Origin of the sequence: Pseudomonas versuta, from assembly GCF_001294575.1 — a bacterium.
GTDB lineage: Bacteria > Pseudomonadota > Gammaproteobacteria > Pseudomonadales > Pseudomonadaceae > Aquipseudomonas > Aquipseudomonas versuta.
The window spans coordinates 2,664,157-2,688,412 of the sequence record NZ_CP012676.1; the positions used below are offsets into that span (position 1 = coordinate 2,664,157).

Below are 24,256 nucleotides of genomic sequence, written 5' to 3' on the forward strand. Positions count from 1 at the left end.
TAGTGATTACTTCTTCTTTTTCGGGGCGATGACCATAATCAGCTGGCGTCCTTCCATCTTAGGATGCTGTTCGACGGTCCCGTATTCAAGCAGGTCACCTTCAACCCGCTTCAACAGTTCCATACCCAGCTCCTGGTGGGCCATCTCACGACCACGGAATCTTAACGACACCTTGGCCCTGTCCCCATCACTCAGGAAACGTACCAGGTTGCGCAGTTTTACCTGGTAATCCCCTTCCTCCGTCCCTGGACGAAACTTGATTTCTTTAACCTGGATCTGTTTCTGGTTTTTCTTTGCAGCGGCAACCTGTTTCTTCTTCTCGAAGATAGATTTGCCGTAGTCCATCAGCTTACAAACTGGGGGTACTGCATCAGCGGAAATTTCCACCAAATCCAGTTTGGCCTCTTCAGCTTTAAGAAGCGCGTCTTCAATTGACACAATCCCAAGCTGCTCGCCTTCAGCCCCAATTAACCGAACCTCGCGTGCCGAGATATTCTCGTTGATCGGGGCCTTCGGTGCAGCTCGTTTATCTTGTCTCATTTCACGCTTAATAATAATTACTCCGAATCATGGCGACCACGCCGGGAAACCGCTTGTGCGAGGAATTCAGCGAATTGCGCGACGGGCATCGAGCCCAGGTCAGCACCTTCACGTGTACGCACAGCGACAGTCTGCATCTCGACTTCTCTATCTCCGATAACCAAGAGATAAGGAACCTTGAGCAAAGTATGCTCGCGGATTTTAAAGCCGATCTTTTCATTTCTCAAGTCAGACTTGGCACGAAATCCGCTCTGATTGAGAGTTTTTTCAACTTCAAGGGCAAAATCTGCCTGTTTATCAGTGATATTCAGGATCACTGCCTGGGTTGGCGCAAGCCACGCAGGGAAGGCACCTTCGTAATGCTCAATCAAAATACCGACGAAACGTTCGAACGATCCAAGGATCGCGCGGTGCAGCATAACGGGATGCTTACGGCTGTTGTCTTCGGACACATATTCTGCGCCAAGACGGATCGGCAGGTTGAAATCGAGCTGTAAGGTACCACATTGCCAGACACGACCCAGACAATCTTTCAGAGAAAATTCGATCTTGGGACCGTAGAAGGCACCTTCGCCCGGCTGCAAATCATACGCCAGACCAGCACTATCAAGGGCTGCGGCCAAAGCGCTTTCAGCGCGATCCCACAACTCATCAGAGCCAACACGCTTTTCAGGACGAGTCGACAACTTAAGCTCAATATCCTTGAAACCAAAGTCTGCATACACATCGAGTGTCAGCTTGATGAACGCTGCAGACTCGGCCTGCATCTGTTCTTCAGTGCAGAAAATATGTGCATCGTCCTGGGTAAACGCACGAACACGCATGATGCCATGCAATGCGCCCGACGGCTCATTACGGTGGCATGCACCGAACTCGGCCAGACGCATTGGCAATTCACGGTAGCTTTTCAGCCCCTGATTGAAGACCTGCACGTGACAAGGACAGTTCATCGGCTTGATCGCGTAATCGCGGTTTTCCGATTCAGTGGTGAACATGTTTTCAGCGTAATTAGCCCAATGCCCGGACTTTTCCCACAAGCTGCGATCAACCACCTGAGGAGTTTTAATCTCCAGATAGCCATTTTCGCGCTGTATTTTACGCATGTACTGTTCGAGTACCTGGTAAAGCGTCCAACCGTTCGGATGCCAGAACACCATTCCCGGCGCTTCTTCCTGAGTGTGAAACAACCCCAGGCGCTTACCGATTTTACGGTGATCGCGCTTTTCCGCTTCTTCAATGCGAAGGACATAGGCAGCGAGCTGCTTCTTGTCAGCCCACGCCGTGCCATAAATTCGCTGCAGCTGCTCGTTTTTAGCATCGCCGCGCCAGTAGGCACCGGACAGCTTGGTCAGCTTGAACGACTTCAAGAAGCGCGTATTCGGCACGTGAGGCCCACGGCACATGTCAACGTACTCCTCATGGAAATACAGACCCATGGCTTGTTCGTTCGGCATGTCTTCAATCAGACGCAGCTTGTAATCTTCACCACGCTGGGCAAAAAGCTCGATGACCTCAGCACGCGGTGTCACTTTCTTGATGACGTCGTAGTCTTTTTCGATCAATTGCTGCATGCGCTTTTCAATAGCTGCCATGTCATCCGGAGTAAACGGACGTTCATAGGCGATATCGTAATAAAAGCCTTCGTCAATAACAGGTCCAATTACCATTCTGGCTGTTGGATACAACTGCTTGACTGCATGCCCCACCAGGTGGGCGCAAGAGTGGCGAATAATCTCCAGCCCCTCTTCATCCTTGGGAGTGATGATTTGCAAGGTGGCGTCATGTTCGATCAAATCGCAGGCATCAACCAGTTTGCCGTCGACCTTACCGGCTACGGTGGCCTTGGCCAGACCTGCGCCAATTGAAGCGGCTACTTCAGCTACAGATACCGGATGATCAAATGTACGTTGACTGCCGTCGGGAAGAGTAATAGTTGGCATGGCGCCTCCTCTCCTAGTGGTGACCCCTACCAAAGGTCACGTGGGTTGGGATGAGCCAGTACGCGATTCGGAGGTATACCTGCCTCACAGTGGCAGGAGCCTTGCGGCCAACACTAAACCGAACCAGAGTGACTGGAGTTCAAATAAAAGGGTTAATGGCTCTGCTTCGCGGCTCGGGAGCACGCAATAGCATAAAAACGCCAAGGGCGGCATGCTAGCACAGAAGAAAGGGCGCCGCCCTCCCGCCGGTGCTCACTCGAAGCAATGAGGCGGTTTTTGCAAAATGGTGAACTTGAGCTCCACTATCCCCTCAGATACTCAGTGCAACAAATTCAGATTTAAAGTCTATAAGGAGAATCACATGCGCATGACTCACCTGCTTGCCCTCGTAGCACCTATGGCAATGCTCTTGCCCTTGAGCGCCCAGGCCGAAAGTTGGCCTGCAGGCGCCAAAGAAGCCTATATGAAGGATTGCACTGCAGCCGCCAGCCAAAGTGTCGACCAGAAAACCGCCCAGCAACATTGCGCATGCGGTGCAGATAAAATTTCCGAGAAATTTTCGACTGCCGAGATCAAAGAGTTGATGAGCAAGACAAAAATGCCGAGCGTAGAGCTGCGGACCAAGGCCCTGGATGCCATCCAGGCCTGCAGGGCAACAAAATAGAGCATGTTTCGGGGGCTGATTTAAGCCTTGAGCCAAGCAAAAAAGACCTTGAAACGTCTTTTTGCTAAAAAATATGCATCCTTTACTGCTTTTTTTCGAAGGCGCTTTCGCCGCTAAACCCCCATAAAACGGGGACTTAAGGCACTTCAAGCGCCAGACAAATGCTAACAATGATGCAAACTGCAGCTCAGGGGGGCTCCCAAACCGCACATTTCGACTATGATAGCTCGGTGTGCCCAGTTGGCCTGAGCAGCACAGTACTACTGAAAATATAAGTTTCTTGGAGATACACCATGTCTAATCGCCAAACCGGCACCGTAAAATGGTTCAACGATGAAAAAGGCTTCGGCTTCATCACTCCTCAAGGTGGCGGTGACGACCTGTTCGTACACTTCAAAGCTATCGAAAGCGACGGTTTCAAAAGCCTGAAAGAAGGCCAGACTGTTTCCTTCGTGGCTGAGAAAGGCCAAAAGGGTATGCAAGCTGCACAGGTTCGTCCGGAGTAAATCTCCTTCGAACAAAAAAACCCCGTCCATGTGACGGGGTTTTTTATGCCTACAACAACGCTAAATGATCTTAACCGCAGTTAACTCGGGTAATGATGGCGTTGTCATCCGCATTAAGATTCAAACGATCAGAACGGTACTCCAGCGTCATGATGTCATGTGGCGCCAGGATGCGTGCATTTTGTGCCCCAGCCTTGATGCGGGCCTGCTCCAACAGCTCTGGCGACGCCTTTTGGCCAATCACAAAGCTGGCTGCTTTAGCATCGCAACGACTGTGACCAGCCTCAGCCACAGGGTCTTTTGCAGCGTTCGGCGTACTACAGCCTGACAGCGCTACAACCGCCAACAACGAAACCAATGACGCTAGCTTCCAAGACATGAAGCCTCCTTAAGATAAATAGTCGAAACCTTTGCGACAGCTTTTTCGCAAATAGGTTGCACAGAGTCTTACGGCAAAAATTGATTAACCGCAGGGCACAAGATATTGCCCGAGCACATCACAAACGCGCACATCTAATCGTGACGGAATGTGTAACCCGCTAATAAACATCAATGTAATCGAAAGGAGGGCACGGCCAATTGTCCTTCAGCGCATTACGAATCTGCATGACCCAGACCTCATCGCTTGCGGCAATATTACCGACATACCCGGAGCCGGCAGCCCAGGTCTCAAGCCTGAAAAGCAGCCCTTCGATATCTGCACCACCCACAACACCGGAAGAAATATAGGCAATACCTGCCTTCGTGACGCGTAACTGAGTATGTGCATCATCACTGGCCGAGGCCAGTAGCTGGCTGACTGCTAAAACCGTCAGCTCATCCGGGTTGTTTAAATCAATGTGCATGTGAAGGCCCCGACCTCAAAAATTCAAGTGTGGCATGCACACGGGCCTCATGCGAAAGTTGAAGCCCCAAAAGACCCGTAACATGATTAACTTTGACCTCCTGATAGCATCAGGAGGTCTTTTTGCTAAAATCGCCTTTTTAACACCCCTCTTGAGATACTCATGACAACAGTCACCATCGATGCAGACATCAAAGCCAAATGGCCTCAAGGTCAGTGCTCCTACAGCCCTGGAAGCCCGGAGGAGCTGGCAATCATCGGTATCGACCTGTTAGTCAAAGAGCTTGGCACCGAGTCAGCCAGAGCCTTTGTCAGCCAAATATTCGAAAAGTACAAGGACACGGCATTTTCGAAACTGACATAAGGTGGCGCAGACTCATATCACTGCAGCCGCCCCAGTCGTGCAGTCAGCAAGTCAAAAAATCCTTGGGCGTCGCCATTCTCAACCCAAAACGCATTTTTCGGCTGCTTTAGCGTGTCGTACCAGTCTGCAATGGTTTGGCCAAAGGTAGGCCCTTCGCGGGTATCCACTACCAGATTAACCTCGCGCCCGGAGAATAATTCTGGCTTGAGCAGGTAGGCGATAACACTGGCATCGTGTACAGGACCACCCGGCAATCCGTAGTGCGCCATATCGTTCTTCACATACTCATTCAAAATATCGCCAACCAGCTTGCCGGCCTGATTGCCAAGTGAGGCAATCTGTTTCAAACGCTGGTCACTGGTCAGGATCTTGTGCGTCACATCAAGCGGGACATAAACCAGCTTGACGCCACTTTTCAAAACCACATCTGCCGCATGCGGATCGGCGTAGAGGTTGAATTCGGCCACAGGGGTAATGTTGCCGCCGTTGAAATGAGCACCGCCCATGACCACGACCTCCCTGATACCCTTGGTGATATCAGGCGCCTGAACCAGCGCCAGCGCCAGGTTGGTTTGTGGTCCGAGCATGGCAATTGTCACACTGCCTGGCTTCGCCGCACGCAATGTATCGATGAGATAGTTAACCGCATTGGCCTGCTCGAGCCCTTTGGCAGGTTCATGTATCGGGACACCCGTTACACCTTCCTGACCATGAATATTCTCGGCATAGATGGGCGTGCGCACCAGAGGCTTGGGTGCCCCGGCATACACGGGGACGTCTTCGCGGCCTGCCCACTCCCGTGCAAGGCGGGCATTACGCGAGGTCTTGTCCAGACGGACATTACCCGCCACGGTGGTAATCCCCAAGACATTGAGTTGCTCAGGCGACGCAAGCGCCAGCAGCAAAGCAACGACGTCATCAGCACCGGGGTCAGTGTCGATGATCAGATCGATTTTTTCGGCAGCATGGACACTTGAAATACTGAGAACAGACAAAAACACGACACTCCTGATCAGGTGATGAAAAATCCGCATAAAACGCGACATGAGTTATTCCCTGTATGACGTATTAAAAAGTAACTCCGGCGATCAGAGCGATGTTGCAGTAGGGACGGCATTCTCCCGTTCTCACAATCACTTTTGCCCGCAGGCATAGCGCCTTGAACGCATTGTGATCGAGCAAACTCCTGCTCCCCAGATCTCCCCGAGTGTTGTGCATATCGATGCATGACAATGCCGGGCAAGGCATTTGCAGCAGCTCGTGCGCCAGAACATGACTTTGCACCTGCATCTCACTGAGCACGGTGCTCAGCGTACTGCAAACATCAGGCACGCCTTGGGTCAGCGCCAGATCAATCAGCTCCACGCCATTGGGCACAGGCAAACCGGCATCGGCAATAATCACGATGTCACCATGCCCCAGCGAAGCAATAAGTCGCGAAAGCGCGATGTTGAGCAAAGGTGTTTTTTTCATGACAAGGCAAAGTCCTTTACATCCTGCAGCCGAGGTATCGAGGGCTGCGCGCCCGCGCAGGTCACTGATAATGCTGCCGCAATCTGGGCAAAACGAATCGCATCGTCCTCCCCTTTGCCCGCTGCCAGTGCAGCCGAGAAAGCTCCGACAAATGTATCGCCGGCCGCTGTTGCATCGACCGCCTCAACCTTGGGTGCAGCAAAGTGCATGACGCGCTGCGCACTGACAAGCAACGCGCCCTGCGCGCCCAGCGTCACAATAATTTTGCCCGCTCCGAGCGCCAGAAGGCTGCGTGCAGCCAGTTCTGCAGAATCAAGCGAATCAACTGTAACGCCAGTCAGAGCCCCCGCCTCACTTTCATTGGGGATCAAGTAATCCACAGAGGCATACCATTGCACCGGTAACGGTCCACTGGCGGGGGCCGGGTTGAGAATGACAATTTTATCCAGCTCACGCCCGCGCTTGAGGGTGTGGCCGACCGTCTCCATCGGCACCTCAAGCTGGCAAATGATGACCTTCGTTTCTTGCAGCATGCCGTCAAACGCCATGATGTCTTGAGAGGCAAGGCATCCATTGGTGCCCGGCACTACCACAATGGTGTTCTGACTGTTGGTATCAACGACGATCAGCGCAACACCGCTCACACCCTGCGTGACAGTACGAACGGCCTGACAATCGATGTTCTCGGCCTCCAGCCCTTCACGCAGTTGCACGCCATACGCATCACTGCCTACGCACCCGATCATCGCCACCTGTGCTCCCAGGCGCGACGCTGCCACAGCCTGGTTCGCCCCCTTGCCACCATGAACCGTACCAAAAGACTGCCCGAATACTGTTTCTCCCGGGCGCGGCAGGCGCTCTGCGCGGGTGACCAGATCCATGTTGAGACTGCCAACCACCACTACGTTTGCTTGCATGTTATCGAGACTCACCCATGGGATTTTCGCAAGGATTGCACCGGCGCCCCGACATAGGCAGCCGTCGACTCTCGCAGCACGATGCTTGGTGTCACAATTCGCTGCTCCACCGCCCGTTCAGGCGAGGCAATACGGCGCAACAATAACTGCGCGGCCATTTCTCCCAGCTGCAAAATCGACTGCCCGACTGTCGTCAGCGCCGGATAGACATAACGGCTCATTTGCACATCATCAAAACCAATCACAGACAACTGATCCGGCACCCGGATATTGCGTTCTGCAGCCGCCCGCAAAACACCGATCCCCATCATGTCGTTGCACGCAAAAATAGCCGAAGGCCGGTTGTTTTCCAGCAAGCTGACTGCCGCCTGATACCCCCCGACACTGCTGAAATCACTCTCGATCATCCAGGGTGCGGACGCTGTGACACCGGCCTCAGCCAGGGCTCGCAGGTAGCCTGCAGTGCGCAGCTGTGCAACGCGTGTGATTGCAGGGCCACCAATACAGGCGATAGCCCTGTGCCCCAGATCAAGCAAATGCCGGGTGGCCAGATACGCACCCAGTTCGTGATCGATTCGTACCAGGTCTGCGTCGATACCTTCGAGGTTCCGATCGACAATGACCATGGGCGTTCGCACACCGACCAGCCCGCTTGCCAGGCCAAGATCGCCTCCGGCCGAAGCCACAACCAGACCATCCACGCGCTTCTCAAGCAGCACCCGCAGATAGTTGCGCTGCTTGTCAGGATCGTCGTCACCGTTGCACAGGATCACGCAGTAATTGTTGCGCTCGCAGTAATCCTCGATACCCCGCGCCAACTCGGCGAAGTACGGGTTCAAGCTATTGGCAACCAGCAGGCCGATAGTCGCGGTGGTCTTGGCCTTCAAGGAGCGTGCGACAGCGCTTGGCACATAGTCGAGACGCGCAATGGCCTCCTCAACTTTCAAGCGCACCGGCTCACTTACCGGGCGCGTTTTATTCAGGACATGCGACACCGTGGTGTAAGAAATGCCGGCCATTGCTGCGACATCTTTAATGGTTGCCATTGTTCAATTCCGTCGTCGTGCGCGTTGACTGCGGTAAGTATCCAGGACTACTGCCATCACTATGACAGCACCGGTGATAATACGCTTTGTCGGCTCGGTTGCACCGATTTGAGCCAGCCCCGCGGCCAGTACCGAAATAATCAGCACCCCGAAAAAAGTACTGATGACCGACCCGCGTCCGCCCATCAAACTCGTACCGCCGATAACCACCGCAGCAATCACCTGCAACTCAAGACCCGAACCGGCATTGGGGTCTGCAGCCTCCAGACGGGATATCTGAAACAGCGCAGCCACGCCCGCCAACAAACCCATCAGGCTGAACACTAAAATCTTGTAGGGCTTGGGATTGATACCGGAAAGGCGAACGGCTTCCTCGTTCGTACCGATCCCGATCAGGTAACGGCCAAACACGGTCCGTGTCAGAACGGCCTGAGCAATAAAAATGATCAGCAGCGCAATAATGAAAGAGGGTGAAATGCCGAATGCAATCGGATTGGACAGCCAGGCAAACGCATCACCGATATAGGCTGTGCGAGAACCCGTCATCTGATAGGCCGCGCCCCGGGCCATCTCCAGCACACCCAGAGAAACAATAAAGGATGGAATCCGCCAGGCGACGCTGATCGACCCCGTGATCGTACCTGCCAGCGCAGCGCATGCCATTCCCAGCAGGGCCGCAGGAAAGATCCCCCAGCCCCAGCCCAGAATGGCCACACTGACCGCTGAGGCCGCCAATGCGAGCACCGACCCTACCGACAGGTCGATTCCGCCAATAATCAATACAAACGTCATCCCCACCGACAGCACCATCAAGTCCGGAATCTGATTGGCCAGAGTGCTTAACGTGTCGTAGGAAAAGAAGTGATCGCTGAGGCTCGAAAACAGCACAATCATGGCCAGCAACGCACCGGCCAGCCCCAGATAAGTGCCCGTGCCGAAATAGTTGCGAGCGCTTTTTGGCACTGCAGAGGTGGACTTCATGAGGCTTCCTTTGGCGCGGCTTCAGCGAGCAACGCATCTCGTGTTTGATAACCTGCAAAAGCGGCTGCCAGCAGCTGCTCCTGACTCCAGTTGTTACGCTCGAACGTTTCTATCAGGTGCCCGGCAGACAACACGCCGATACGATCACAGATCAACATCAACTCCCGCAGATCGCTCGACACCACAACCAGTGCCCTGCCCTGACGGGTCAACTCGCCAAGCAACCGGTAGATATCAAACTTGGCACCAATATCGATGCCACGGGTGGGCTCATCAAACAGCAAGACCGCGCAGTCGCGCTCCAGCCAGCGGCCAATGACCACCTTCTGCTGATTGCCTCCGGAAAGTTGCGACACAACTTGTTCCGGCCCTGAACTGCGGATCCCCATCGCGTCTATCTGGCGCTGTGCCAACGCAGCTTCCTGCGCACCGCTCACCACCCCCAGACTGGACACCCGGTGCATATTGCCCAGACCGATGTTGGCACTGATCGACTGGGTCAAAAGCAGGCCTTCGCCTTTGCGGTCCTCGGTAATCAAGGCAATCCCTTGCTTAACCGCATCGGCCGGCGACCGGATACTGGCCACCTGCAAAGGAGAGCCCACAGACACGGTGCCGCTATCGGGCAAATCGGCCCCGTAGATCAAACGCAAAAGTTCGGTACGCCCTGCCCCGATCAGGCCTGAAATACCGAAAATTTCGCCCTTGCGCACTTCAAAGGACACGTCCCGGACCTTGTCCGAGCGGGTAAGCGCCGTGACTTTAAGCGCCGGCGCTCCCAGTTCACGTGAGCCCAGCTCCAATGGATCACCCAGTTCACGCCCCACCATCAGGTGAACCAACTGCTCACTGGTGTAATTGGCGATCGGCTCAACACACACCAGGCAGCCATCGCGCAAAACGGCAATGCGTTGCGCAACCCGCGCCAGCTCTTCGAGCCGATGGGATATATAGACAATTGCCACGCCCCTGGCCTGAAGCCGCTCGATCTGTACGAACAGCATCTCGACTTCACGCGCCGTCAGCATGGCCGTCGGCTCGTCCAGGATCAGCACATGGCAATCACCGATAAGATTACGGGCGATTTCCACCATTTGCTGGTGGCCTATACCCAGGTCTGCCACCAATGTGTCGGGATCTATCGCCTCCAGACCTACCTGGGCCATTGCTTCAATGGCGGCCTTGCGTAATTGCTTGCGATTGATCCAGCCAAGATGACCGGGCAGATTATCCAGAAACAGATTCTCGGCCACGGTCAGGGTGGGCAGCAGGTTGAGCTCCTGCATGACCATACGCACCCCCTGGCGCTCAGCCTGTGAACGACTGCCGGGGGCGTAGGGCTGACCATTGAATTGCATCTGCCCCAGGGTCGGTAACTCCAGGCCACCGATGACTTTTGACAGGGTGCTTTTTCCGGCACCATTTTCGCCCGTCAAGGCCAGCACTTCACCGCGATACAACGCAAGATCAATGCCCGTCAAAACGGGTTGGGTATAGGTTTTGCCAATCCCGCGGACGGACAGGACCACGCTGGCATTGGAAGCCGACATAAAACTTCTCCGGGCACCTGCTCAACCGAGCAGGTGCCTGTGGCAGCGAATATGACTATTTTTTGGTTACCAGCTGCACCGGGGTATCAATGACGCCATCCTTGAGGTTCTCAACCGGCTCTTTCTTTAGCAGCTTGAGCGCGGTCTGGATGCCATAAACCGCCTGCTCGGCAGCCGCCTGATCGGCCGTGGCAAGAACGCGGCCGTCCTCCAGCATCGGTTTGATTGCATCAATATTGTCATAGCCTACGACTTGAACCTTGCCAGCCTTGCCTGCCGCACGGATTGCCGATACGGCACCTACGGCCATGTTGTCATTGCCCGCCAGCAGCGCCTTCAGGTTCGGATATTCACTGAGCATGGCTGCCGCTTTTTTGCTGCCACCATCGATTTCCCAGTCACCCGATTGCGTCGACACAATTTTCATGCCGGCTGCATCCATCGCGTCCTTAAAGCCTGCGGTGCGCATCTGAGCATTGGTGGTGGTTGATACACCTTCAATGATGCCCACTTCATCGCCTGCCTTGAGCTGCTTAGCCAGATAGTCTCCAACTTCACGCGCGCCCTTTCTGTTGTTCGGGCCCACAAACGGTACGTCGATACCTTTGCTTTTCAAGACCTCGGGGTCCAGCTGGTTATCGATATTGACCACTACGATCCCGCGGTCCCTGGCTTTCTTGATGGCCGAAACCAGCGCCTTGGAGTCAGCAGGAGCGATCACCAGCGCATCGACCTTGGCGATAATCATCTGATTGATAATGTCAATTTGACCGGCAGTGTCGGTTTCATTCTTGATCCCGTTGGAGACCAGATCGAAATCCGCGGCGTGGGCCTGTTGATACGCCTTGCCACCGTCCTGCATCGTGACAAAAAACTCATTGGCCAACGATTTCATCACCAGCCCAACTTTGGGCTTTTGAGCGGTATCGGCGTGAGCAACAGAGAGGGTCAAGGAGGCTGCGGCCAACATGGCGACAGCGAGAAGACGTCCAGCAAAGGGCAGCTTCATGGGGGGGGAACTCCGATCTTATGATTATTGTGAGCAACGTCCAGCCCGGAGAAAGCCTGACAAAACACATGGGCAGCAAGTCATGGTACAAGCCCAATCGAGCCGACTTGAAAGCACCGCGCAAACGTTTGCTTGAGCCTCACTATGAAAAGCTGTTTCTCATTTGTCAACGTGAAAAACAGCCGCCAACCGGTCGACCAACGGTCGACTCTCCGAACAAAAAACCGCTGGTTGTTCGGGAAACCGTCCCGCGCCGTCACAGAAAAAACCCATAGATAAAAATATCCTTATGAATCAATGAGTTAAACAGTCTCAAAACAGGCTCTGCAGTGGCACAGTTAGTGCTTTGGTAGGCAGCCCGTGCGCAAGTGACGGCACGCGCGGTGCTCGATGTCGGTACATCAGCGCGCCCACCAATAAGAGAGAAAATAATGAAACCAGCTGTGTTGAAAACTATTGTTCCGGCCGCCTTGGCCCTTCTGCTTGCCCTGCCTGTTGTTCAGGCACAAGAAGCCGGCAAACCCAATGTCGTGATTCTGGCAACCGGCGGCACTATTGCCGGTGCGGGTGCCAGCGCAGCCAACAGCGCGACCTACACCGCTGCCAAAGTAGGCGTCGACCAACTGATTGCCGGCGTACCCGAGCTGAGCCAGCTGGCAAACGTGCGTGGCGAGCAGGTCCTGCAAATCGCTTCCGAGAGCATTACCAACGACAACCTGCTGCAACTGGGCCGTCGTGTCGCCGAACTGGCTGACAGCAAAGATGTCGATGGCATCGTTATTACTCACGGCACCGATACCCTGGAAGAAACGGCTTACTTCCTCAACCTGGTCGAAAAAACCGACAAGCCAATCATCGTAGTCGGCTCCATGCGCCCGGGCACCGCCATGTCCGCTGATGGCATGCTTAACCTGTACAACGCCGTTGCAGTAGCCGGCAGCAAAGAAGCACGCGGCAAGGGTGTGCTGGTTACCATGAACGACGAGATCCAGTCGGGCCGTGATGTCACCAAATCAATGAACATCAAGACCGAAGCGTTCAAAAGCCCTTGGGGCCCGCTAGGCATGGTGGTTGAAGGCAAATCCTACTGGTTCCGCTTGCCTGCCAAGCGTCACACCATGGACTCCGAATTCGACATCAAAGATATCAAATCCCTGCCAAACGTAGGCATCGCCTACTCGTATGGCAACGTCGACGACACCGCTTACAAAGCATTTGCCCAAGCCGGCGCCAAAGCCATCATTCACGTTGGCACAGGCAACGGCTCCGTGTCCTCGCGTGTAGTGCCTACCCTGCAAGCTCTGCGTAAAGATGGCGTGCAAATCATCCGTTCTTCCCACGTAAATAACGGCGGTTTCGTACTTCGTAACGCAGAACAACCTGACGACAAATACGACTGGGTTGTAGCCCACGACCTCAACCCGCAAAAAGCCCGCATCCTGGCCATGGTCGCCCTGACCAAAACCCAGGACAGTAAAGAACTGCAGCGGATGTTCTGGGAGTATTGATCTCCCCATGCCGGGCACTGCCCAGTGCCCGGCGTTCAAACCACTCAATCACCCCGGTGAGTGGTCTATTTAATTGATTTTTCTGTCCTTCTCGCACTAAACCAAAAAAACGCAGTCCGATCCGCAGCCAAACGCATCCAAACAGTTGCCAAATCTCATGCAGTTAAATACTGTATGCACATACAGCAACCAAGGATCGCATCATGGCTAAAAAACCGGTGAAAGCGCCACCCCTTCCAAGCCCCTACGAAATTTTCGGAACGCGCATACAAAAAATCATCAGCTCGCCAAAAGCGCAAAAAGACAAAATGGCGTTGCTTGAACGACTTGAGGGCGATAACCCGGAGTTCTGGGAGCGCCTGTTAGAAGAGATCTCCGAAAACGACAACGTCACAATCGCCCATCGCGATGATGGCGGGGTCAATGTTTTCTGGACCGTGCCAGAGGAAGATTGAGTCAATGAGGGTTCGTATACTGGCGTTAGCCAGCCTCTTTACCGCTATGAGCGCACATGCTGCTGCGCCGCAAACCTTCAGTGAAGCCAAAAAGGTCGCCTGGAAACTCTACGCGCCACAGTCCACCGAGTTCTATTGTGGGTGCAAATACACCGGCAACCGGGTCGACCTCAAAGCCTGTGGTTATGTCCCGCGCAAGAATGCCAATCGAGCAGCACGTATCGAGTGGGAACACATCGTTCCTGCCTGGCAAATTGGTCACCAGCGCCAATGCTGGCAAAGCGGCGGCCGAAAAAACTGCACCCGCAACGACCCTGTCTACAAAGTTGCAGAGGCCGACCTGCACAATCTGGTGCCCAGCATCGGCGAGGTCAACGGCGACAGAAACAACTTCAGTTTTGGCTGGCTACCTGCGCAGTCGGGGCAGTACGGTTCGTGCCTGACCCAAGTCGACTTCAAGGCCAGGAAGGTCATGCCCCGGCCGTCAATCCGAGGCATGATCGCGCGAACCTACTTCTATATGAGCAAACGCTACGACTTGCGCCTCTCCAAGCAAGATCGCCAACTCTATGAAGCGTGGAACAAGACCTATCCGGTCCAGGCCTGGGAGCGTCAACGCAATCAGGCCGTAGCCTGCGTCATGGGTCGTGGCAATGAGTTTGTCGGCCCGGTCAACCTCAAAGCCTGCGGTTGACAGCTCTGCCTTGAGCAGCCGCAAGGTTCAAGGCGCCCTGCTCGCTTTACATCCTTATGCCCCGTGCGCACTGCTTTCTATCCGCGTGTTTATTGCTCAACCGCCATTGCTCGACTATTACTCAGGCATGATAAAACACGCCCGATTCAACAAAAGACAACAAGCCGTCGAAGAACTCGTCCATCGCATAGAAAGCGGGCTGTTGGCAGACGGCCACCTGCTTCCAGGCGAAAAGCAACTGGCCGAGGAGCTGCGCGTCAGCACTGGCACGCTTCGCGAAGCGCTGGCAGAACTGGAAAGGCGCAAATACATAGCCATGCAGACCGAAGGCAGCGCCATCGTCACGTACGACGGCATGACCCTGGACCAGAATAATGGCTGGACCCAGGCGCTGGCCGACACTGGCGCCCGGATTCACACTGAACTTCTGCAACTCCAGGCCGTGGAACGCCCGCAGCTGAGCCTTAAATTTGGTTTGAGCCAGTTTATTACTCTGGTTCGCCGCCGCAGCCATGACGATGGCAGCGCCATCTCCCTGGAGCGCTCCCTCATGCCCGCTACCGGGGGGCTGGAAAGCCTGCCACGGACAGGGCTGATAGATGAGTCGCTGACGATAACTCTGGCCGCTTACGGTTTTGTGGCGCAGAACGGCGATCAATGGATTAGCGCCGAGCCACTCAATCAAGAAGATGCGTTTCTACTGGGGCGGGCGCCAGGGTCCGTTTTCATCAAGGCCCTGCGCACAACCTACGACCGGCACGGGCGCTTTATGGAGCAGGTGGAAAGCTGGCTTGATCCTCAGCGCTTCCGAATGTACCAATCGCTAGGAACCCCCAAATAACAGCGACTGCTCACGCACTCGGGCCGCTTGCCGGGCGGGCACCAAAGGCATCGATCACACGTCGCAATGCCGTAATCCGGCGCACTCTCAAGCGAAACCCGACCCGCAATCCGACCAAAGACTGTAAGCAAATAGATACAAAAGCATCATGAAACGCTGGAAAAAGCCCGAAGTGCTGTTTTAACCTTACACTTTGGCTCCCCTCCAGAGACACCAGCGCCCGACATCTCCTGTAAGAGGTCGGGCCACTTGCGTGCATGCAGGGGCAGCATTTCACCTGACTTGTGACGATACTCTTGAAACTCATCATCATTGCTGTTTACGTTTTATCCATTGCCCATGTGCACTTGCGGGGCAACGTTCGCCATAAATTGGGACGCCAGCTGAGCGACCATTCCACGTTCCTGGCTCCAATCAATTGCTTCCTGTATTTGTTCTCCAAAGTTCCGGCACAGCCTTACTTTAAACCGGCAGATTTCCCGCAGTTGCAGCCCTTGCAGGATCATTGGCAGGAGATCCGCGATGAAGCGCGCAACCTGATGCAGGCTGGTGAAATCAAACGTTCGGAACAACCGAACGATGTCGGTTTCAACTCGTTCTTCAAGAGCGGCTGGAAGCGCTTTTATCTGAAGTGGTATGGCGACAATCATCCGTCGGCGGTCGAACTGTGCCCACGCACCATTGAGTTGCTCAACGGCATCGGCACCATCAAGGCCGCCATGTTTGCCGAGTTGCCACCGGGCTCAAAGCTGGTGCGCCACCGCGACCCCTATGCGGGCTCCTTGCGCTTCCACTTGGGCCTGGACACCCCGAATGATCCGGGCTGCTATATCAACGTCGACGGGCAAAACTACTCGTGGCGTGACGGCGAAGCCGTAATGTTTGACGAAACCTTTATCCATTACGCCGAGAACACTACCTCAAAGAATCGCATCATCCTGTTCTGCGACGTGGAACGCCCCATGCAATATCGCTGGGCTGCAGCCTTTAATCAGTGGTTCAGCCGCACAGTCATGGCGTCTGCCAGCTCCCCCAACGATACCAGCGATAAAACCGGTGGTCTGAACCGCGCATTTACCAGGCTGTACAAAATCCGCCTGCGCGGCAAAGAACTGAAAAAACGCAATCGCACGCGCTACTACCTGGAGAAATGGGCAATTTTCAGCGGCCTGATTGCGTTGTTTCTGGTCATTTAGAACCCTCTGCCAGTCTTGACCGCAGGAGCGGTCTTGCCTCGCGATGCACTTGAGGCTATCGCGAGACAATCTCGCTCCTAATGCTAGACGAGCAGATGCCACAGCAACAACGTCCCCAGCAATCCCACCACAGACACGATGGTTTGCAGAACCGACCAGACCCAGAGTGTCTGTTTGAGCTCCAGCCCGAAGTACTCGCGCACCATCCAGAAGCCCGCGTCATTGACGTGACAGAAAAACACCGAACCGGCGCCAATGGCCAGCGCCACCAGTGAGCTCTGGGTAGCTGCCAGGCCCGCCATCATCGGCGCCAGAATACCCGCCGTCGTGGTGGTCGCCACAGTCGCCGAACCGGTCGCCTGGCGCAGTGCCACCGCGATCAGCCAAGCCAGTAACAGGTAGGAGAGATGCGCGCCTGTAGCCACCTTTCCGATCGTGTCGCTGATGCCCGCCTGCAGCAACGTCTCTTTCAACCCGCCCCCCGCACCTATCGTCAGTAACAGCACGGCAATCGGCGCCAGGCTTTTGCGTAAGACTCCGCCCACCTGATCGCGGGCCATGCCGATTGACCAGCCCAGGCAAATCACCGCAGCGATCACCGCCAGCCCCAGTGCAATCAACGGCTCACCCAGAAACTTCAGGGTCACGGCCAATACACTGTCAGGCGCCATGGCGACCTTGGCCAGGGTGCTGCCAAGCATCAGCAAAACCGGCAACAGAATAATCAGCAAAGACACGGCGAAAGTAGGTTTGCGTCGTGTAGCAACCTTTGCCGAAAACAGTTCACCCAGCTCGGCCGGTTCGACAACATGCATTCTTTTCGACAGCCAGATGCCATACAACGGTCCGGCGAGAATGACAGCAGGGATGGCCAGGCTAAGGCCCAGCAACATGGTCAGGCCCAGATCCGCATGCAGTGCGCTGACAGCGATCAAGGGACCGGGGTGCGGAGGCATAAGGGCATGCAAAGTGGTCATGCCCGCGAGTGCGGGGATTGCGACCCTGAGCAAAGGCTGACCCGACTGACGGGCAATCACAAAAATGATCGGGACCATCAGCACCAGGCCAACTTCGAAGAACAGTGGCAAACCAATCACCATTGCCACCAGCGCCATGACCCATGGCAACGCCTTGCCTCGTGCGTGGCGCAACAGCGTTGAGGCGATCTGGTCCGCCGCCCCGGACTCGGCCATCAACGCGCCGAGCATGGCCCCCAGGGAGATAATGATCCCGGCTTCGCCCAGAATGCTCCCGGCCCCCTTACTGAAAGCCTTGGCGACGATTTCCGGCGGCAAGCCGGCACCAATCCCGGCAATGAACGTACCGATAAGAATCGAGAGAAAGGGCGTGAGCTTACAGGCGCTGATTAAAACGATGATGGCGATAATTGCCAAAAGGCAGCACACAATCAACTGAGTATCGTGTGCCAGCCAAAGCGGGGATGAAAGATCCAACGAGAAGCCCTCTCTTGTATTTTTTTGTTACGAGAGGACTGAATATAACGGATCACCAAACCCCGCTGGATGAAGATTGAGTCAGCAGGTATTCACCTGATAATCAGCGGCGGCAAGGTCCCCAGTAGTGAAACAGCAGCCACGGCCATCAAACCAAATAACCATTCAAGCGCCACACTGTTGCGCAAGACGGCAAAGCGGCCTGCGCGGCTCATCAGCAGATTGAACAGCGCCAGCAGCAGCATCACACCGACTAACGTCACTTTAACCAGCAGGATCAATGCGAAACCTTCGAACAGCGGCGTAGGCCAAAGTGCGCCCGTCAGTACCCGAGTATTGATAAGGCCGGTAACAATGATCCCGGCCACCAGCACAAACCCCAGATTGCTGAAGCGGCGTAACACCTGGTCCACACTTCGCCCCTTCGGCCGTGAAAGCAGCAGCAACAGCCCCGACAAGCCGCCAATCCAGGCCCCGACACACACCAGATGAATCAACTGGTTGAGCATCAGCAATTGCCCCTGCCAGCCATCCAGCATCGCGCCATGCCCTACGGGCGCGAGGGTGGCCAGCAACAGGCCGCTGAAGGCCCATGGGGCCTTGAAACGGGAGGTTGCATAAAGCGCGAAGAGCAGCAGCAGATTGAATAGCAGGTGCCCGGCCCAGACCTGACCAAAAAAGGTACTGCCCAGCACCAGCCAGAGCGTGTTGGGGTCCAGTGTTTCTGACCAGCTGCCGGCCATCGAATGGGTGGTCAGCAGCAACCAGGCCAGGCCGCTGGCCAATGCCAGCCAGGCCAGAGCGCGACAAAACCTGTGCAAGCGGCGATCGATTTCAAGTGAAGGCTGGACAGCCAGCAGCAAAGGCCTGAATGCACTGATCCCGAAAATCAGGAGCACCGCGCAGAAATGCACAAACCGGCACACGACCATGTCGCTGACCATCAACTCAGTTGCCCACCGTGAAGCCGTACTGGCCAGCGCTGTTATGGGTGTCAACCGACACCGCTTTCCAGTCCACGTTGTACTTGCCGGCAGGCAACGCCTGGGCCGGGGTCACAATCAGTACTTTCTTGTTACCGGGCTCTGTCTTGATGCTGCTGACGGCAACGGGGGCACCGTCGTGGCTCAGGGTCACCTTGGTGAACTTTTCTTCAACGCCTTCGCTGAAGGTCAGGCGCAGTTCATTGGCGGTGGCGACTTTGCTGTCGGCCGCAGGGGTCGACTGTTGCAGGTGCGCATGGGCAAACGCCGAACCGGCACCGGTCATCAGAGCCAACAGCGCTGTGGTATTGAGAATTTTTTTCAAGAGAACGGCAGACATGGCGAAGTACCTTGAGATAGAAATGCGCGGTGATAATACTCGCCTAATCTCAATTGAGGGGCGCCCGCATCCTGCAAGTGAGAACTGAACGCGTGTAGCCTGTAACTGCATCGCATCACCCGCAAGGACTTCGTCATGCCCATCCGCCTGAGTTTTATTTGCCATGCCCGCACTGAAGCCCAGCGCCTGGGGCGCTTTGCTCTGGATGAACCGGCCGACCCCAAGGGGTTGCTGCAGGCACAGGAAATGGCTGCGGCCTTGAAAAAACCCGTCAGAATTCTTTGCGCCCCCGAAACCCGGACGCTACAAACGGCCCAGGCGCTGGGTGAGGACATTGAGATCGTACCGGCGCTGGAGGATTACGACGTTGGCGACTGGCGCGGCCTGCGCCTGTGCGACCTGCAGGAAAGCATCCCCCAGGTGCTTGCAGACTGGACCAGCGACCCTGGTTCGGCGCCGCACGGCGGGGAGTCCGTAGAGGCGCTGTGTCTGCGGGTCGGCGCCTGGCTCGATGAGTTTCGCGAAGAAGGCCATTTTGCGGTAGTGACTCACCCTTTTGTCATCCGCGCGGCCATTGTGCATGCGCTGGCGGCGAGCACCGCCTCCTTCAACCTGATTGATGTCGAACCTCTGGCCAGAGTCGAGCTGCGATTCAACGAGCGCTGGCGGCTGCGGGTCTGAATCATTCCTCCAGCGTCAGCCCACCCGGCGGCAACGGCAGCGCCGTTTTGTAGCGCACCTGTTTGAGGGCAAAGCTGGAACGGATATTCGCGACGCCAGGCACTTTGGTCAGAAAGTCCATCATGAAGCGCTCCAGCGCCTGAATACTCGGCACCAGCACCCGGATCAGATAATCCGGGTCGCCGGCCATCAAATAGCACTCCATGACTTCGTGACGATCCGAGATCGCCGCCTCAAACTTTTGCAACGCTTCCTCGACCTGTTTTTCCAGGCTGACATGAATGAACACATTCACATGCAGGCCCAGCATATCGGCGTCCAGCAAGGTGACTTGCTCACGAATCAGCCCGCGTTCTTCCATGGCCTTTACCCGGTTGAAACAGGGTGTGGGTGACAAGTTGACCGAACGCGCAAGGTCCGCGTTGGTGATGCGCGCATTCTGCTGAAGGCTGTTGAGAATCCCGATATCCGTTCGATCTAGCTTGCGCATGAGACAAAAGCACCTGTTTTTTGTGTTTATGCAGAATTCTTATCCTTAATCACTACAAAGCACAACGAACTACAGAGAAATATTCTTCACTGGCAGGAATATGATTGTTGTAGGACAAGATCGGGCCTAATCACCCGCCCGGTCTTCGACGTAAAAACTAGCTCCCGCGCCTAATAAACACGACAAGATCGAGCGTAGAGAAAGCCATGACTGAATATGCACCGCTGCGCCTGCACGTTCCCGAACCCTCCGGCCGTCCAGGCTGCAAGACCGACTTCAGCTACCTTCGCCTGACCGATGCCGGTCTGGTGCGCAAACCCCCTATCGATGTAGAGCCTGCCGATACTGCCGATCTGGCCAAAGGCCTGATTCGCGTGCTCGACGATCAGGGTCAGGCACTCGGCCCGTGGGCTGAAGGCGTCTCAACCGAGATCCTGCGGGCTGGCATGCGCGCCATGCTCAAAACCCGGATTTTCGATACCCGGATGGTGGTCGCCCAGCGTCAGAAAAAAATGTCGTTCTACATGCAAAGCCTTGGCGAAGAAGCCATCGGCAGCGCCCAGGCCCTGGCCTTGAACATCGACGACATGTGCTTTCCGACCTACCGCCAGCAAAGCATCCTGATGGCCCGCGACGTACCGCTGGTGGATCTGATCTGCCAGTTGTTGTCCAACGAGCGCGACCCCCTTAAAGGCCGTCAGTTGCCGATCATGTATTCGGTCAGGGACTACGGCTTTTTCAGTATTTCCGGCAACCTGGCAACCCAATTCATGCAAGCCGTCGGCTGGGGCATGGCATCGGCGATCAAGGGCGACACCAAAATCGCCTCAGCCTGGATTGGCGATGGCGCGACCGCCGAATCCGACTTTCACACCGCCCTCACCTTTGCCCACGTCTACCGCGCGCCGGTGATTCTCAACGTGGTGAATAACCAGTGGGCCATTTCGACCTTCCAGGCCATTGCCGGTGGCGAAGCCACCACCTTCGCCGGACGTGGCGTGGGCTGCGGCATTGCCTCGCTGCGCGTCGACGGTAACGACTTCATCGCGGTGTACGCGGCCTCGGTATGGGCCGCAGAGCGTGCCCGACGCAACCTGGGGCCCACACTGATTGAGTGGGTAACTTATCGTGCAGGCCCGCACTCAACCTCTGACGACCCTTCCAAGTACCGTCCTGCCGATGACTGGAGCCACTTCCCGCTGGGCGACCCGATCATTCGCCTCAAGCAGCACCTGATTGCCACCGGCAACTGGTCCGAGGAAGAGCATGCAGCCGTCAGCGCCGAACTCGAAGCCGAAATCATTGGTGCGCAGAAGGAGGCCGAGCGCTTTGGCACCCTGGCCGGCGGACAAATGCCAAGCGCGGCCACGATTTTTGAGGACGTGTACAAGGACATGCCCGAGCACTTGCGTCGGCAACGTCAGGAATTGGGGTTATAACCAGATGAACGACAACAATAAAATTCTGATGGAGAACGCCGTGAGCACCAGCACCATGACGATGATCCAGGCCCTGCGCTCGGCCATGGATGTGATGCTTGAGCGCGACGACAACGTTGTGGTGTTCGGCCAGGACGTGGGCTACTTCGGCGGCGTATTTCGCTGCACCGAAGGCCTGCAGGCCAAATACGGCAGCTCGCGGGTATTCGATGCCCCGATCTCCGAAAGCGGGATCGTCGGCGCCGCCGTCGGCATGGGCGCTTACGGCCTGCGCCCGGTTGCCGAAATTCAGTTTGCCGACTACTTCTACCCGGCATCCGACCAGATCGTTTCCGAAGCTGCACGGCTGCGCTATCGCTCGGCCGGTGAGTTTATCGCGCCCATGACCCTGCGCATGCCCTGCGGCGGCGGCATCTATGGCGGCCAGACCCACAGCCAGAGCCCGGAAGCCATGTTCACCCAGGTGTGCGGCCTGCGCACCGTCATGCCGTCCAACCCCTACGACGCCAAAGGCCTGCTGATTGCCGCCATCGAAAACGATGACCCGGTGATCTTCCTGGAACCAAAACGCCTGTACAACGGCCCTTTTGACGGCCACCACGAACGCCCGGTTACGCCATGGTCCAAGCACCCGGCCAGCGCCGTACCTGATGGCTATTACACCGTACCGCTGGACTGCGCCGCGATCGTGCGTCCGGGTACTGAAGTCACCATCCTGACCTACGGCACCACTGTCTACGTGGCCCAGGTGGCAGCCGAAGAAACCGGTATCGACGCTGAAGTCATTGATCTGCGCAGCCTGTGGCCGCTGGATCTGGACGCCATTGTTACCTCCGTGAAAAAAACCCGCCGCTGCGTCGTCGTGCACGAAGCCACCCGCACCTGCGGTTTTGGCGCCGAGCTGATTGCGCTGGTTCAAGAGCACTGCTTCCACTACCTGGAGGCACCGATTGAACGCGTCACAGGTTGGGATACGCCGTATCCGCATGCCCAGGAATGGGCTTACTTCCCTGGCCCGGCACGGGTCGGTGCGGCTTTGCAACGGGTTATGGAGGTCTGAATGGGTACGCACGTTATCAAGATGCCGGACATTGGCGAAGGCATTGCGCAAGTTGAACTGGTGGAGTGGTTTGTCAAAGTCGGTGACATGGTCAGCGAAGACCAGGTGGTCGCCGATGTCATGACCGACAAGGCCACCGTGGACATTCCCTCCCCGGTAGCAGGCAGGGTTCTGGCCCTGGGCGGCCAGCCCGGCGAAGTGATGGCCGTTGGCAGCGAGCTGATTCGCATCGAAGTCGAAGGCGCTGGCAACCTGCGCGAAAGCGCTCAGCCGGCCACTGCTGCAGAACCGCCGGCCGCAGCCCTGAAAGCGGCACCGCAAGCCCGGGTCGAAGTGGCAGTGGTCACGTCCCCGGCGATCAAACCTGCACCAGCCCAACGGCCTGCACCGGTAGCCCGCGAAGCCAATGAGCGTCCGCTGGCCTCGCCTGCCGTACGAAAACGCGCCTGGGATGCCGGCATCGAGTTGCGTTTTGTCGTTGGCAGCGGGCCTGCGGGTCGAGTACTGCATGACGATCTTGAGGCTTATCTGGCGCAGGACAACAGTCCCGTCGCAGCACCGGCCAGCGGCTATGCCAAACGCAATGATGAGCAACAAATCCCGGTCATCGGCCTGCGCCGTAAAATCGCCCAGCGCATGCAGGACGCCAAGCGCCGCGCCGCGCACTTCAGTTATGTCGAAGAGGTCGACGTCACTGCCCTTGAAGAACTGCGCGCACAGCTCAATCAAAAATGGGGCGAAAGCCGCGGCAAACTGACCCTGTTGCCGTTTCTGGTACGAGCCATAGTCGTGGCCTTGCGTGATTTTCCGCAAATCAACGTGCGCTACGACGATGAAGCACAAATCATCACCCGCTTTGGCGCTGCCCACATCGGCGTTGCCGCGCAAAGCGAGGGCGGTTTGATGGTGCCGGTGGTTCGACACGCCGAAACCCTGACCCTGTGGGGCGCGGCTGACGAAATTGCGCGCCTGGCCAACGCCGTACGCACCGCCAAGGCGACCCGCGAAGAACTCAGCGGCTCGACCATTACCCTGACCAGCCTCGGCGCGCTGGGCGGAATTGTCAGCACTCCGGTGGTCAACCTGCCTGAAGTTGCGATTATCGGGGTTAACCGCATCGTCGAACGGCCAGTGGTAGTCAAAGGCCAGATCGTGATCCGCAAAATGATGAACCTCTCCAGCTCCTTCGACCATCGCGTAGTGGATGGCATGGACGCGGCGCAATTTATCCAGGCCATGCGTGGCTTGCTCGAACAACCAGCCACCCTGTTTCTGGAGTGA

At 56.2% G+C, this 24,256-nt stretch carries 27 protein-coding genes; 12 read left to right on the top strand and 15 right to left on the bottom strand.

The features are described from left to right. Positions 1 to 6 precede the first annotated feature (6 nt). Entirely contained in the window at positions 7 to 558 is a 552-nt protein-coding gene (gene infC, locus AOC04_RS11690; RefSeq protein ID WP_171970586.1) for a translation initiation factor IF-3, read from the bottom strand. After that, a complete protein-coding gene (thrS, locus tag AOC04_RS11695; RefSeq protein WP_060693531.1) occupies positions 558 to 2,480 on the bottom strand; it encodes a threonine--tRNA ligase in 1,923 nt (640 codons plus the stop codon). Before thrS ends, infC begins: the two co-directional genes overlap by 1 nt. A gap of 361 nt (positions 2,481 to 2,841) precedes the next feature. Between thrS and AOC04_RS11700 the strand changes: the two genes are divergently transcribed. Further along, positions 2,842 to 3,144: a hypothetical protein gene (locus AOC04_RS11700; RefSeq protein ID WP_060693533.1), complete on the top strand. Its 303-nt coding sequence runs from the start codon at positions 2,842 to 2,844 to the stop codon at positions 3,142 to 3,144. Between the two features lie 293 nt (positions 3,145 to 3,437). Further along, positions 3,438 to 3,650, top strand: a complete 213-nt coding sequence (locus tag AOC04_RS11705; protein WP_003179963.1) for a cold-shock protein — start codon at positions 3,438 to 3,440, stop codon at positions 3,648 to 3,650. A 70-nt stretch (positions 3,651 to 3,720) separates the two neighbouring features. Here the strand turns inward: AOC04_RS11705 and AOC04_RS11710 are convergent, their stop codons facing one another. Both AOC04_RS11710 and AOC04_RS11715 read right to left on the bottom strand, forming a co-directional pair. Further along, positions 3,721 to 4,029, bottom strand: coding sequence for an I78 family peptidase inhibitor (locus AOC04_RS11710; protein ID WP_060693535.1), 309 nt, complete (start codon positions 4,027 to 4,029; stop codon positions 3,721 to 3,723). Between the two features lie 160 nt (positions 4,030 to 4,189). Next, positions 4,190 to 4,495, bottom strand: a complete 306-nt coding sequence (locus tag AOC04_RS11715) for a hypothetical protein (protein ID WP_060693537.1) — start codon at positions 4,493 to 4,495, stop codon at positions 4,190 to 4,192. Between the two features lie 162 nt (positions 4,496 to 4,657). Between AOC04_RS11715 and AOC04_RS11720 the strand changes: the two genes are divergently transcribed. After that, positions 4,658 to 4,858, top strand: coding sequence for a hypothetical protein (locus AOC04_RS11720; protein WP_060693539.1), 201 nt, complete (start codon positions 4,658 to 4,660; stop codon positions 4,856 to 4,858). 17 nt (positions 4,859 to 4,875) lie between these two features. On the opposite strand, the gene AOC04_RS11725 is transcribed toward AOC04_RS11720, so the two are convergent. Genes AOC04_RS11725 through AOC04_RS11755 form a run of 7 tightly spaced genes read right to left on the bottom strand, consistent with a single transcriptional unit; the run spans position 4,876 to position 11,834 of the window. Further along, positions 4,876 to 5,904, bottom strand: a complete 1,029-nt coding sequence (locus tag AOC04_RS11725; RefSeq protein WP_060693541.1) for a nucleoside hydrolase — start codon at positions 5,902 to 5,904, stop codon at positions 4,876 to 4,878. Between the two features lie 22 nt (positions 5,905 to 5,926). Next, positions 5,927 to 6,331, bottom strand: coding sequence for a D-ribose pyranase (gene rbsD / locus AOC04_RS11730; protein ID WP_060693543.1), 405 nt, complete (start codon positions 6,329 to 6,331; stop codon positions 5,927 to 5,929). Next, the gene (gene rbsK / locus AOC04_RS11735) at positions 6,328 to 7,248 is read right to left on the bottom strand and encodes a ribokinase (protein WP_060693545.1); all 921 of its coding nucleotides are present in this window, start codon (positions 7,246 to 7,248) and stop codon (positions 6,328 to 6,330) included. The genes rbsD and rbsK overlap by 4 nt, the downstream gene beginning before the upstream one ends. Before the next feature lie 11 nt (positions 7,249 to 7,259). Continuing rightward, the gene (locus tag AOC04_RS11740; RefSeq protein WP_060693547.1) at positions 7,260 to 8,294 is read right to left on the bottom strand and encodes a LacI family DNA-binding transcriptional regulator; all 1,035 of its coding nucleotides are present in this window, start codon (positions 8,292 to 8,294) and stop codon (positions 7,260 to 7,262) included. A 3-nt stretch (positions 8,295 to 8,297) separates the two neighbouring features. Beyond that, positions 8,298 to 9,275 (bottom strand): ABC transporter permease, encoded by a 978-nt coding sequence (locus AOC04_RS11745; RefSeq protein WP_060693548.1) that lies wholly within the window; start codon positions 9,273 to 9,275, stop codon positions 8,298 to 8,300. Then, on the bottom strand, positions 9,272 to 10,825 hold the full coding sequence (locus AOC04_RS11750; RefSeq protein ID WP_060693551.1) for a sugar ABC transporter ATP-binding protein: 1,554 nt from the start codon (positions 10,823 to 10,825) through the stop codon (positions 9,272 to 9,274). The genes AOC04_RS11745 and AOC04_RS11750 overlap by 4 nt, the downstream gene beginning before the upstream one ends. A gap of 55 nt (positions 10,826 to 10,880) precedes the next feature. Continuing rightward, positions 10,881 to 11,834 (bottom strand): sugar ABC transporter substrate-binding protein, encoded by a 954-nt coding sequence (locus AOC04_RS11755; RefSeq protein WP_060693552.1) that lies wholly within the window; start codon positions 11,832 to 11,834, stop codon positions 10,881 to 10,883. Between the two features lie 431 nt (positions 11,835 to 12,265). Here AOC04_RS11755 and AOC04_RS11760 point away from each other — a divergent pair, with 431 nt between their 5' ends. The 5 genes from AOC04_RS11760 to lpxO all read left to right on the top strand — a co-directional run bounded on the left by AOC04_RS11760 (position 12,266) and on the right by lpxO (position 16,528). Beyond that, positions 12,266 to 13,342 (top strand): asparaginase, encoded by a 1,077-nt coding sequence (locus tag AOC04_RS11760; protein ID WP_060693554.1) that lies wholly within the window; start codon positions 12,266 to 12,268, stop codon positions 13,340 to 13,342. Between the two features lie 203 nt (positions 13,343 to 13,545). Continuing rightward, positions 13,546 to 13,797 (top strand): DUF1654 domain-containing protein, encoded by a 252-nt coding sequence (locus AOC04_RS11765; RefSeq protein WP_060693556.1) that lies wholly within the window; start codon positions 13,546 to 13,548, stop codon positions 13,795 to 13,797. 4 nt (positions 13,798 to 13,801) lie between these two features. Then, positions 13,802 to 14,491 (top strand): endonuclease, encoded by a 690-nt coding sequence (locus AOC04_RS11770; protein ID WP_060693558.1) that lies wholly within the window; start codon positions 13,802 to 13,804, stop codon positions 14,489 to 14,491. 127 nt (positions 14,492 to 14,618) lie between these two features. Next, entirely contained in the window at positions 14,619 to 15,332 is a 714-nt protein-coding gene (locus AOC04_RS11775) for a GntR family transcriptional regulator (protein WP_060696936.1), read from the top strand. A 296-nt stretch (positions 15,333 to 15,628) separates the two neighbouring features. After that, complete coding sequence (gene lpxO, locus AOC04_RS11780; protein WP_060693560.1) at positions 15,629 to 16,528, top strand: lipid A hydroxylase LpxO; 900 nt, start codon at positions 15,629 to 15,631, stop codon at positions 16,526 to 16,528. 83 nt (positions 16,529 to 16,611) lie between these two features. On the opposite strand, the gene AOC04_RS11785 is transcribed toward lpxO, so the two are convergent. From AOC04_RS11785 to copC, 3 genes are all read right to left on the bottom strand, one after another. Then, the gene (locus AOC04_RS11785; protein ID WP_060693562.1) at positions 16,612 to 17,982 is read right to left on the bottom strand and encodes a GntT/GntP/DsdX family permease; all 1,371 of its coding nucleotides are present in this window, start codon (positions 17,980 to 17,982) and stop codon (positions 16,612 to 16,614) included. A 92-nt stretch (positions 17,983 to 18,074) separates the two neighbouring features. Then, complete coding sequence (gene copD, locus AOC04_RS11790; protein WP_060693564.1) at positions 18,075 to 18,926, bottom strand: copper homeostasis membrane protein CopD; 852 nt, start codon at positions 18,924 to 18,926, stop codon at positions 18,075 to 18,077. A 4-nt stretch (positions 18,927 to 18,930) separates the two neighbouring features. Continuing rightward, the gene (copC, locus tag AOC04_RS11795; RefSeq protein ID WP_060693565.1) at positions 18,931 to 19,305 is read right to left on the bottom strand and encodes a copper homeostasis periplasmic binding protein CopC; all 375 of its coding nucleotides are present in this window, start codon (positions 19,303 to 19,305) and stop codon (positions 18,931 to 18,933) included. Positions 19,306 to 19,440: 135 nt separating this feature from the next. Between copC and AOC04_RS11800 the strand changes: the two genes are divergently transcribed. After that, positions 19,441 to 19,986 (top strand): histidine phosphatase family protein, encoded by a 546-nt coding sequence (locus tag AOC04_RS11800; protein WP_060693567.1) that lies wholly within the window; start codon positions 19,441 to 19,443, stop codon positions 19,984 to 19,986. A gap of 1 nt (position 19,987) precedes the next feature. Here the strand turns inward: AOC04_RS11800 and bkdR are convergent, their stop codons facing one another. Continuing rightward, positions 19,988 to 20,476, bottom strand: coding sequence for a Bkd operon transcriptional regulator BkdR (bkdR, locus tag AOC04_RS11805; RefSeq protein ID WP_003442107.1), 489 nt, complete (start codon positions 20,474 to 20,476; stop codon positions 19,988 to 19,990). Positions 20,477 to 20,682: 206 nt separating this feature from the next. Here bkdR and AOC04_RS11810 point away from each other — a divergent pair, with 206 nt between their 5' ends. The 3 genes from AOC04_RS11810 to AOC04_RS11820 are packed head-to-tail and all read left to right on the top strand — an operon-like array spanning position 20,683 to position 24,256. Beyond that, positions 20,683 to 21,915 carry a 3-methyl-2-oxobutanoate dehydrogenase (2-methylpropanoyl-transferring) subunit alpha gene (locus AOC04_RS11810; protein WP_060693569.1) on the top strand — a complete coding sequence of 411 codons (1,233 nt, stop codon included), beginning with the start codon at positions 20,683 to 20,685 and terminating at the stop codon, positions 21,913 to 21,915. Between the two features lie 4 nt (positions 21,916 to 21,919). Further along, complete coding sequence (locus AOC04_RS11815) at positions 21,920 to 22,975, top strand: alpha-ketoacid dehydrogenase subunit beta (protein WP_060693571.1); 1,056 nt, start codon at positions 21,920 to 21,922, stop codon at positions 22,973 to 22,975. Then, complete coding sequence (locus AOC04_RS11820) at positions 22,976 to 24,256, top strand: dihydrolipoamide acetyltransferase family protein (protein ID WP_060693573.1); 1,281 nt, start codon at positions 22,976 to 22,978, stop codon at positions 24,254 to 24,256.

Coding starts and splice junctions, on each gene's coding strand:
- bkdR (WP_003442107.1), bottom strand. CDS start 20,476: ATGCGCAAGCTAGATCGAACGGATATCGGGATTCTCAACAGCCTTCAG.
- thrS (WP_060693531.1), bottom strand. CDS start 2,480: ATGCCAACTATTACTCTTCCCGACGGCAGTCAACGTACATTTGATCAT.
- AOC04_RS11775 (WP_060696936.1), top strand. CDS start 14,619: ATGATAAAACACGCCCGATTCAACAAAAGACAACAAGCCGTCGAAGAA.
- AOC04_RS11810 (WP_060693569.1), top strand. CDS start 20,683: ATGACTGAATATGCACCGCTGCGCCTGCACGTTCCCGAACCCTCCGGC.
- AOC04_RS11800 (WP_060693567.1), top strand. CDS start 19,441: ATGCCCATCCGCCTGAGTTTTATTTGCCATGCCCGCACTGAAGCCCAG.
- AOC04_RS11700 (WP_060693533.1), top strand. CDS start 2,842: ATGCGCATGACTCACCTGCTTGCCCTCGTAGCACCTATGGCAATGCTC.
- AOC04_RS11765 (WP_060693556.1), top strand. CDS start 13,546: ATGGCTAAAAAACCGGTGAAAGCGCCACCCCTTCCAAGCCCCTACGAA.
- rbsD (WP_060693543.1), bottom strand. CDS start 6,331: ATGAAAAAAACACCTTTGCTCAACATCGCGCTTTCGCGACTTATTGCT.
- AOC04_RS11770 (WP_060693558.1), top strand. CDS start 13,802: ATGAGGGTTCGTATACTGGCGTTAGCCAGCCTCTTTACCGCTATGAGC.
- AOC04_RS11745 (WP_060693548.1), bottom strand. CDS start 9,275: ATGAAGTCCACCTCTGCAGTGCCAAAAAGCGCTCGCAACTATTTCGGC.
- AOC04_RS11755 (WP_060693552.1), bottom strand. CDS start 11,834: ATGAAGCTGCCCTTTGCTGGACGTCTTCTCGCTGTCGCCATGTTGGCC.
- copD (WP_060693564.1), bottom strand. CDS start 18,926: ATGGTCAGCGACATGGTCGTGTGCCGGTTTGTGCATTTCTGCGCGGTG.
- AOC04_RS11720 (WP_060693539.1), top strand. CDS start 4,658: ATGACAACAGTCACCATCGATGCAGACATCAAAGCCAAATGGCCTCAA.
- AOC04_RS11725 (WP_060693541.1), bottom strand. CDS start 5,904: ATGTCGCGTTTTATGCGGATTTTTCATCACCTGATCAGGAGTGTCGTG.
- AOC04_RS11760 (WP_060693554.1), top strand. CDS start 12,266: ATGAAACCAGCTGTGTTGAAAACTATTGTTCCGGCCGCCTTGGCCCTT.
- AOC04_RS11820 (WP_060693573.1), top strand. CDS start 22,976: ATGGGTACGCACGTTATCAAGATGCCGGACATTGGCGAAGGCATTGCG.
- AOC04_RS11815 (WP_060693571.1), top strand. CDS start 21,920: ATGAACGACAACAATAAAATTCTGATGGAGAACGCCGTGAGCACCAGC.
- AOC04_RS11750 (WP_060693551.1), bottom strand. CDS start 10,825: ATGTCGGCTTCCAATGCCAGCGTGGTCCTGTCCGTCCGCGGGATTGGC.
- rbsK (WP_060693545.1), bottom strand. CDS start 7,248: ATGCAAGCAAACGTAGTGGTGGTTGGCAGTCTCAACATGGATCTGGTC.
- AOC04_RS11715 (WP_060693537.1), bottom strand. CDS start 4,495: ATGCACATTGATTTAAACAACCCGGATGAGCTGACGGTTTTAGCAGTC.
- copC (WP_060693565.1), bottom strand. CDS start 19,305: ATGTCTGCCGTTCTCTTGAAAAAAATTCTCAATACCACAGCGCTGTTG.
- AOC04_RS11705 (WP_003179963.1), top strand. CDS start 3,438: ATGTCTAATCGCCAAACCGGCACCGTAAAATGGTTCAACGATGAAAAA.
- AOC04_RS11710 (WP_060693535.1), bottom strand. CDS start 4,029: ATGTCTTGGAAGCTAGCGTCATTGGTTTCGTTGTTGGCGGTTGTAGCG.
- AOC04_RS11740 (WP_060693547.1), bottom strand. CDS start 8,294: ATGGCAACCATTAAAGATGTCGCAGCAATGGCCGGCATTTCTTACACC.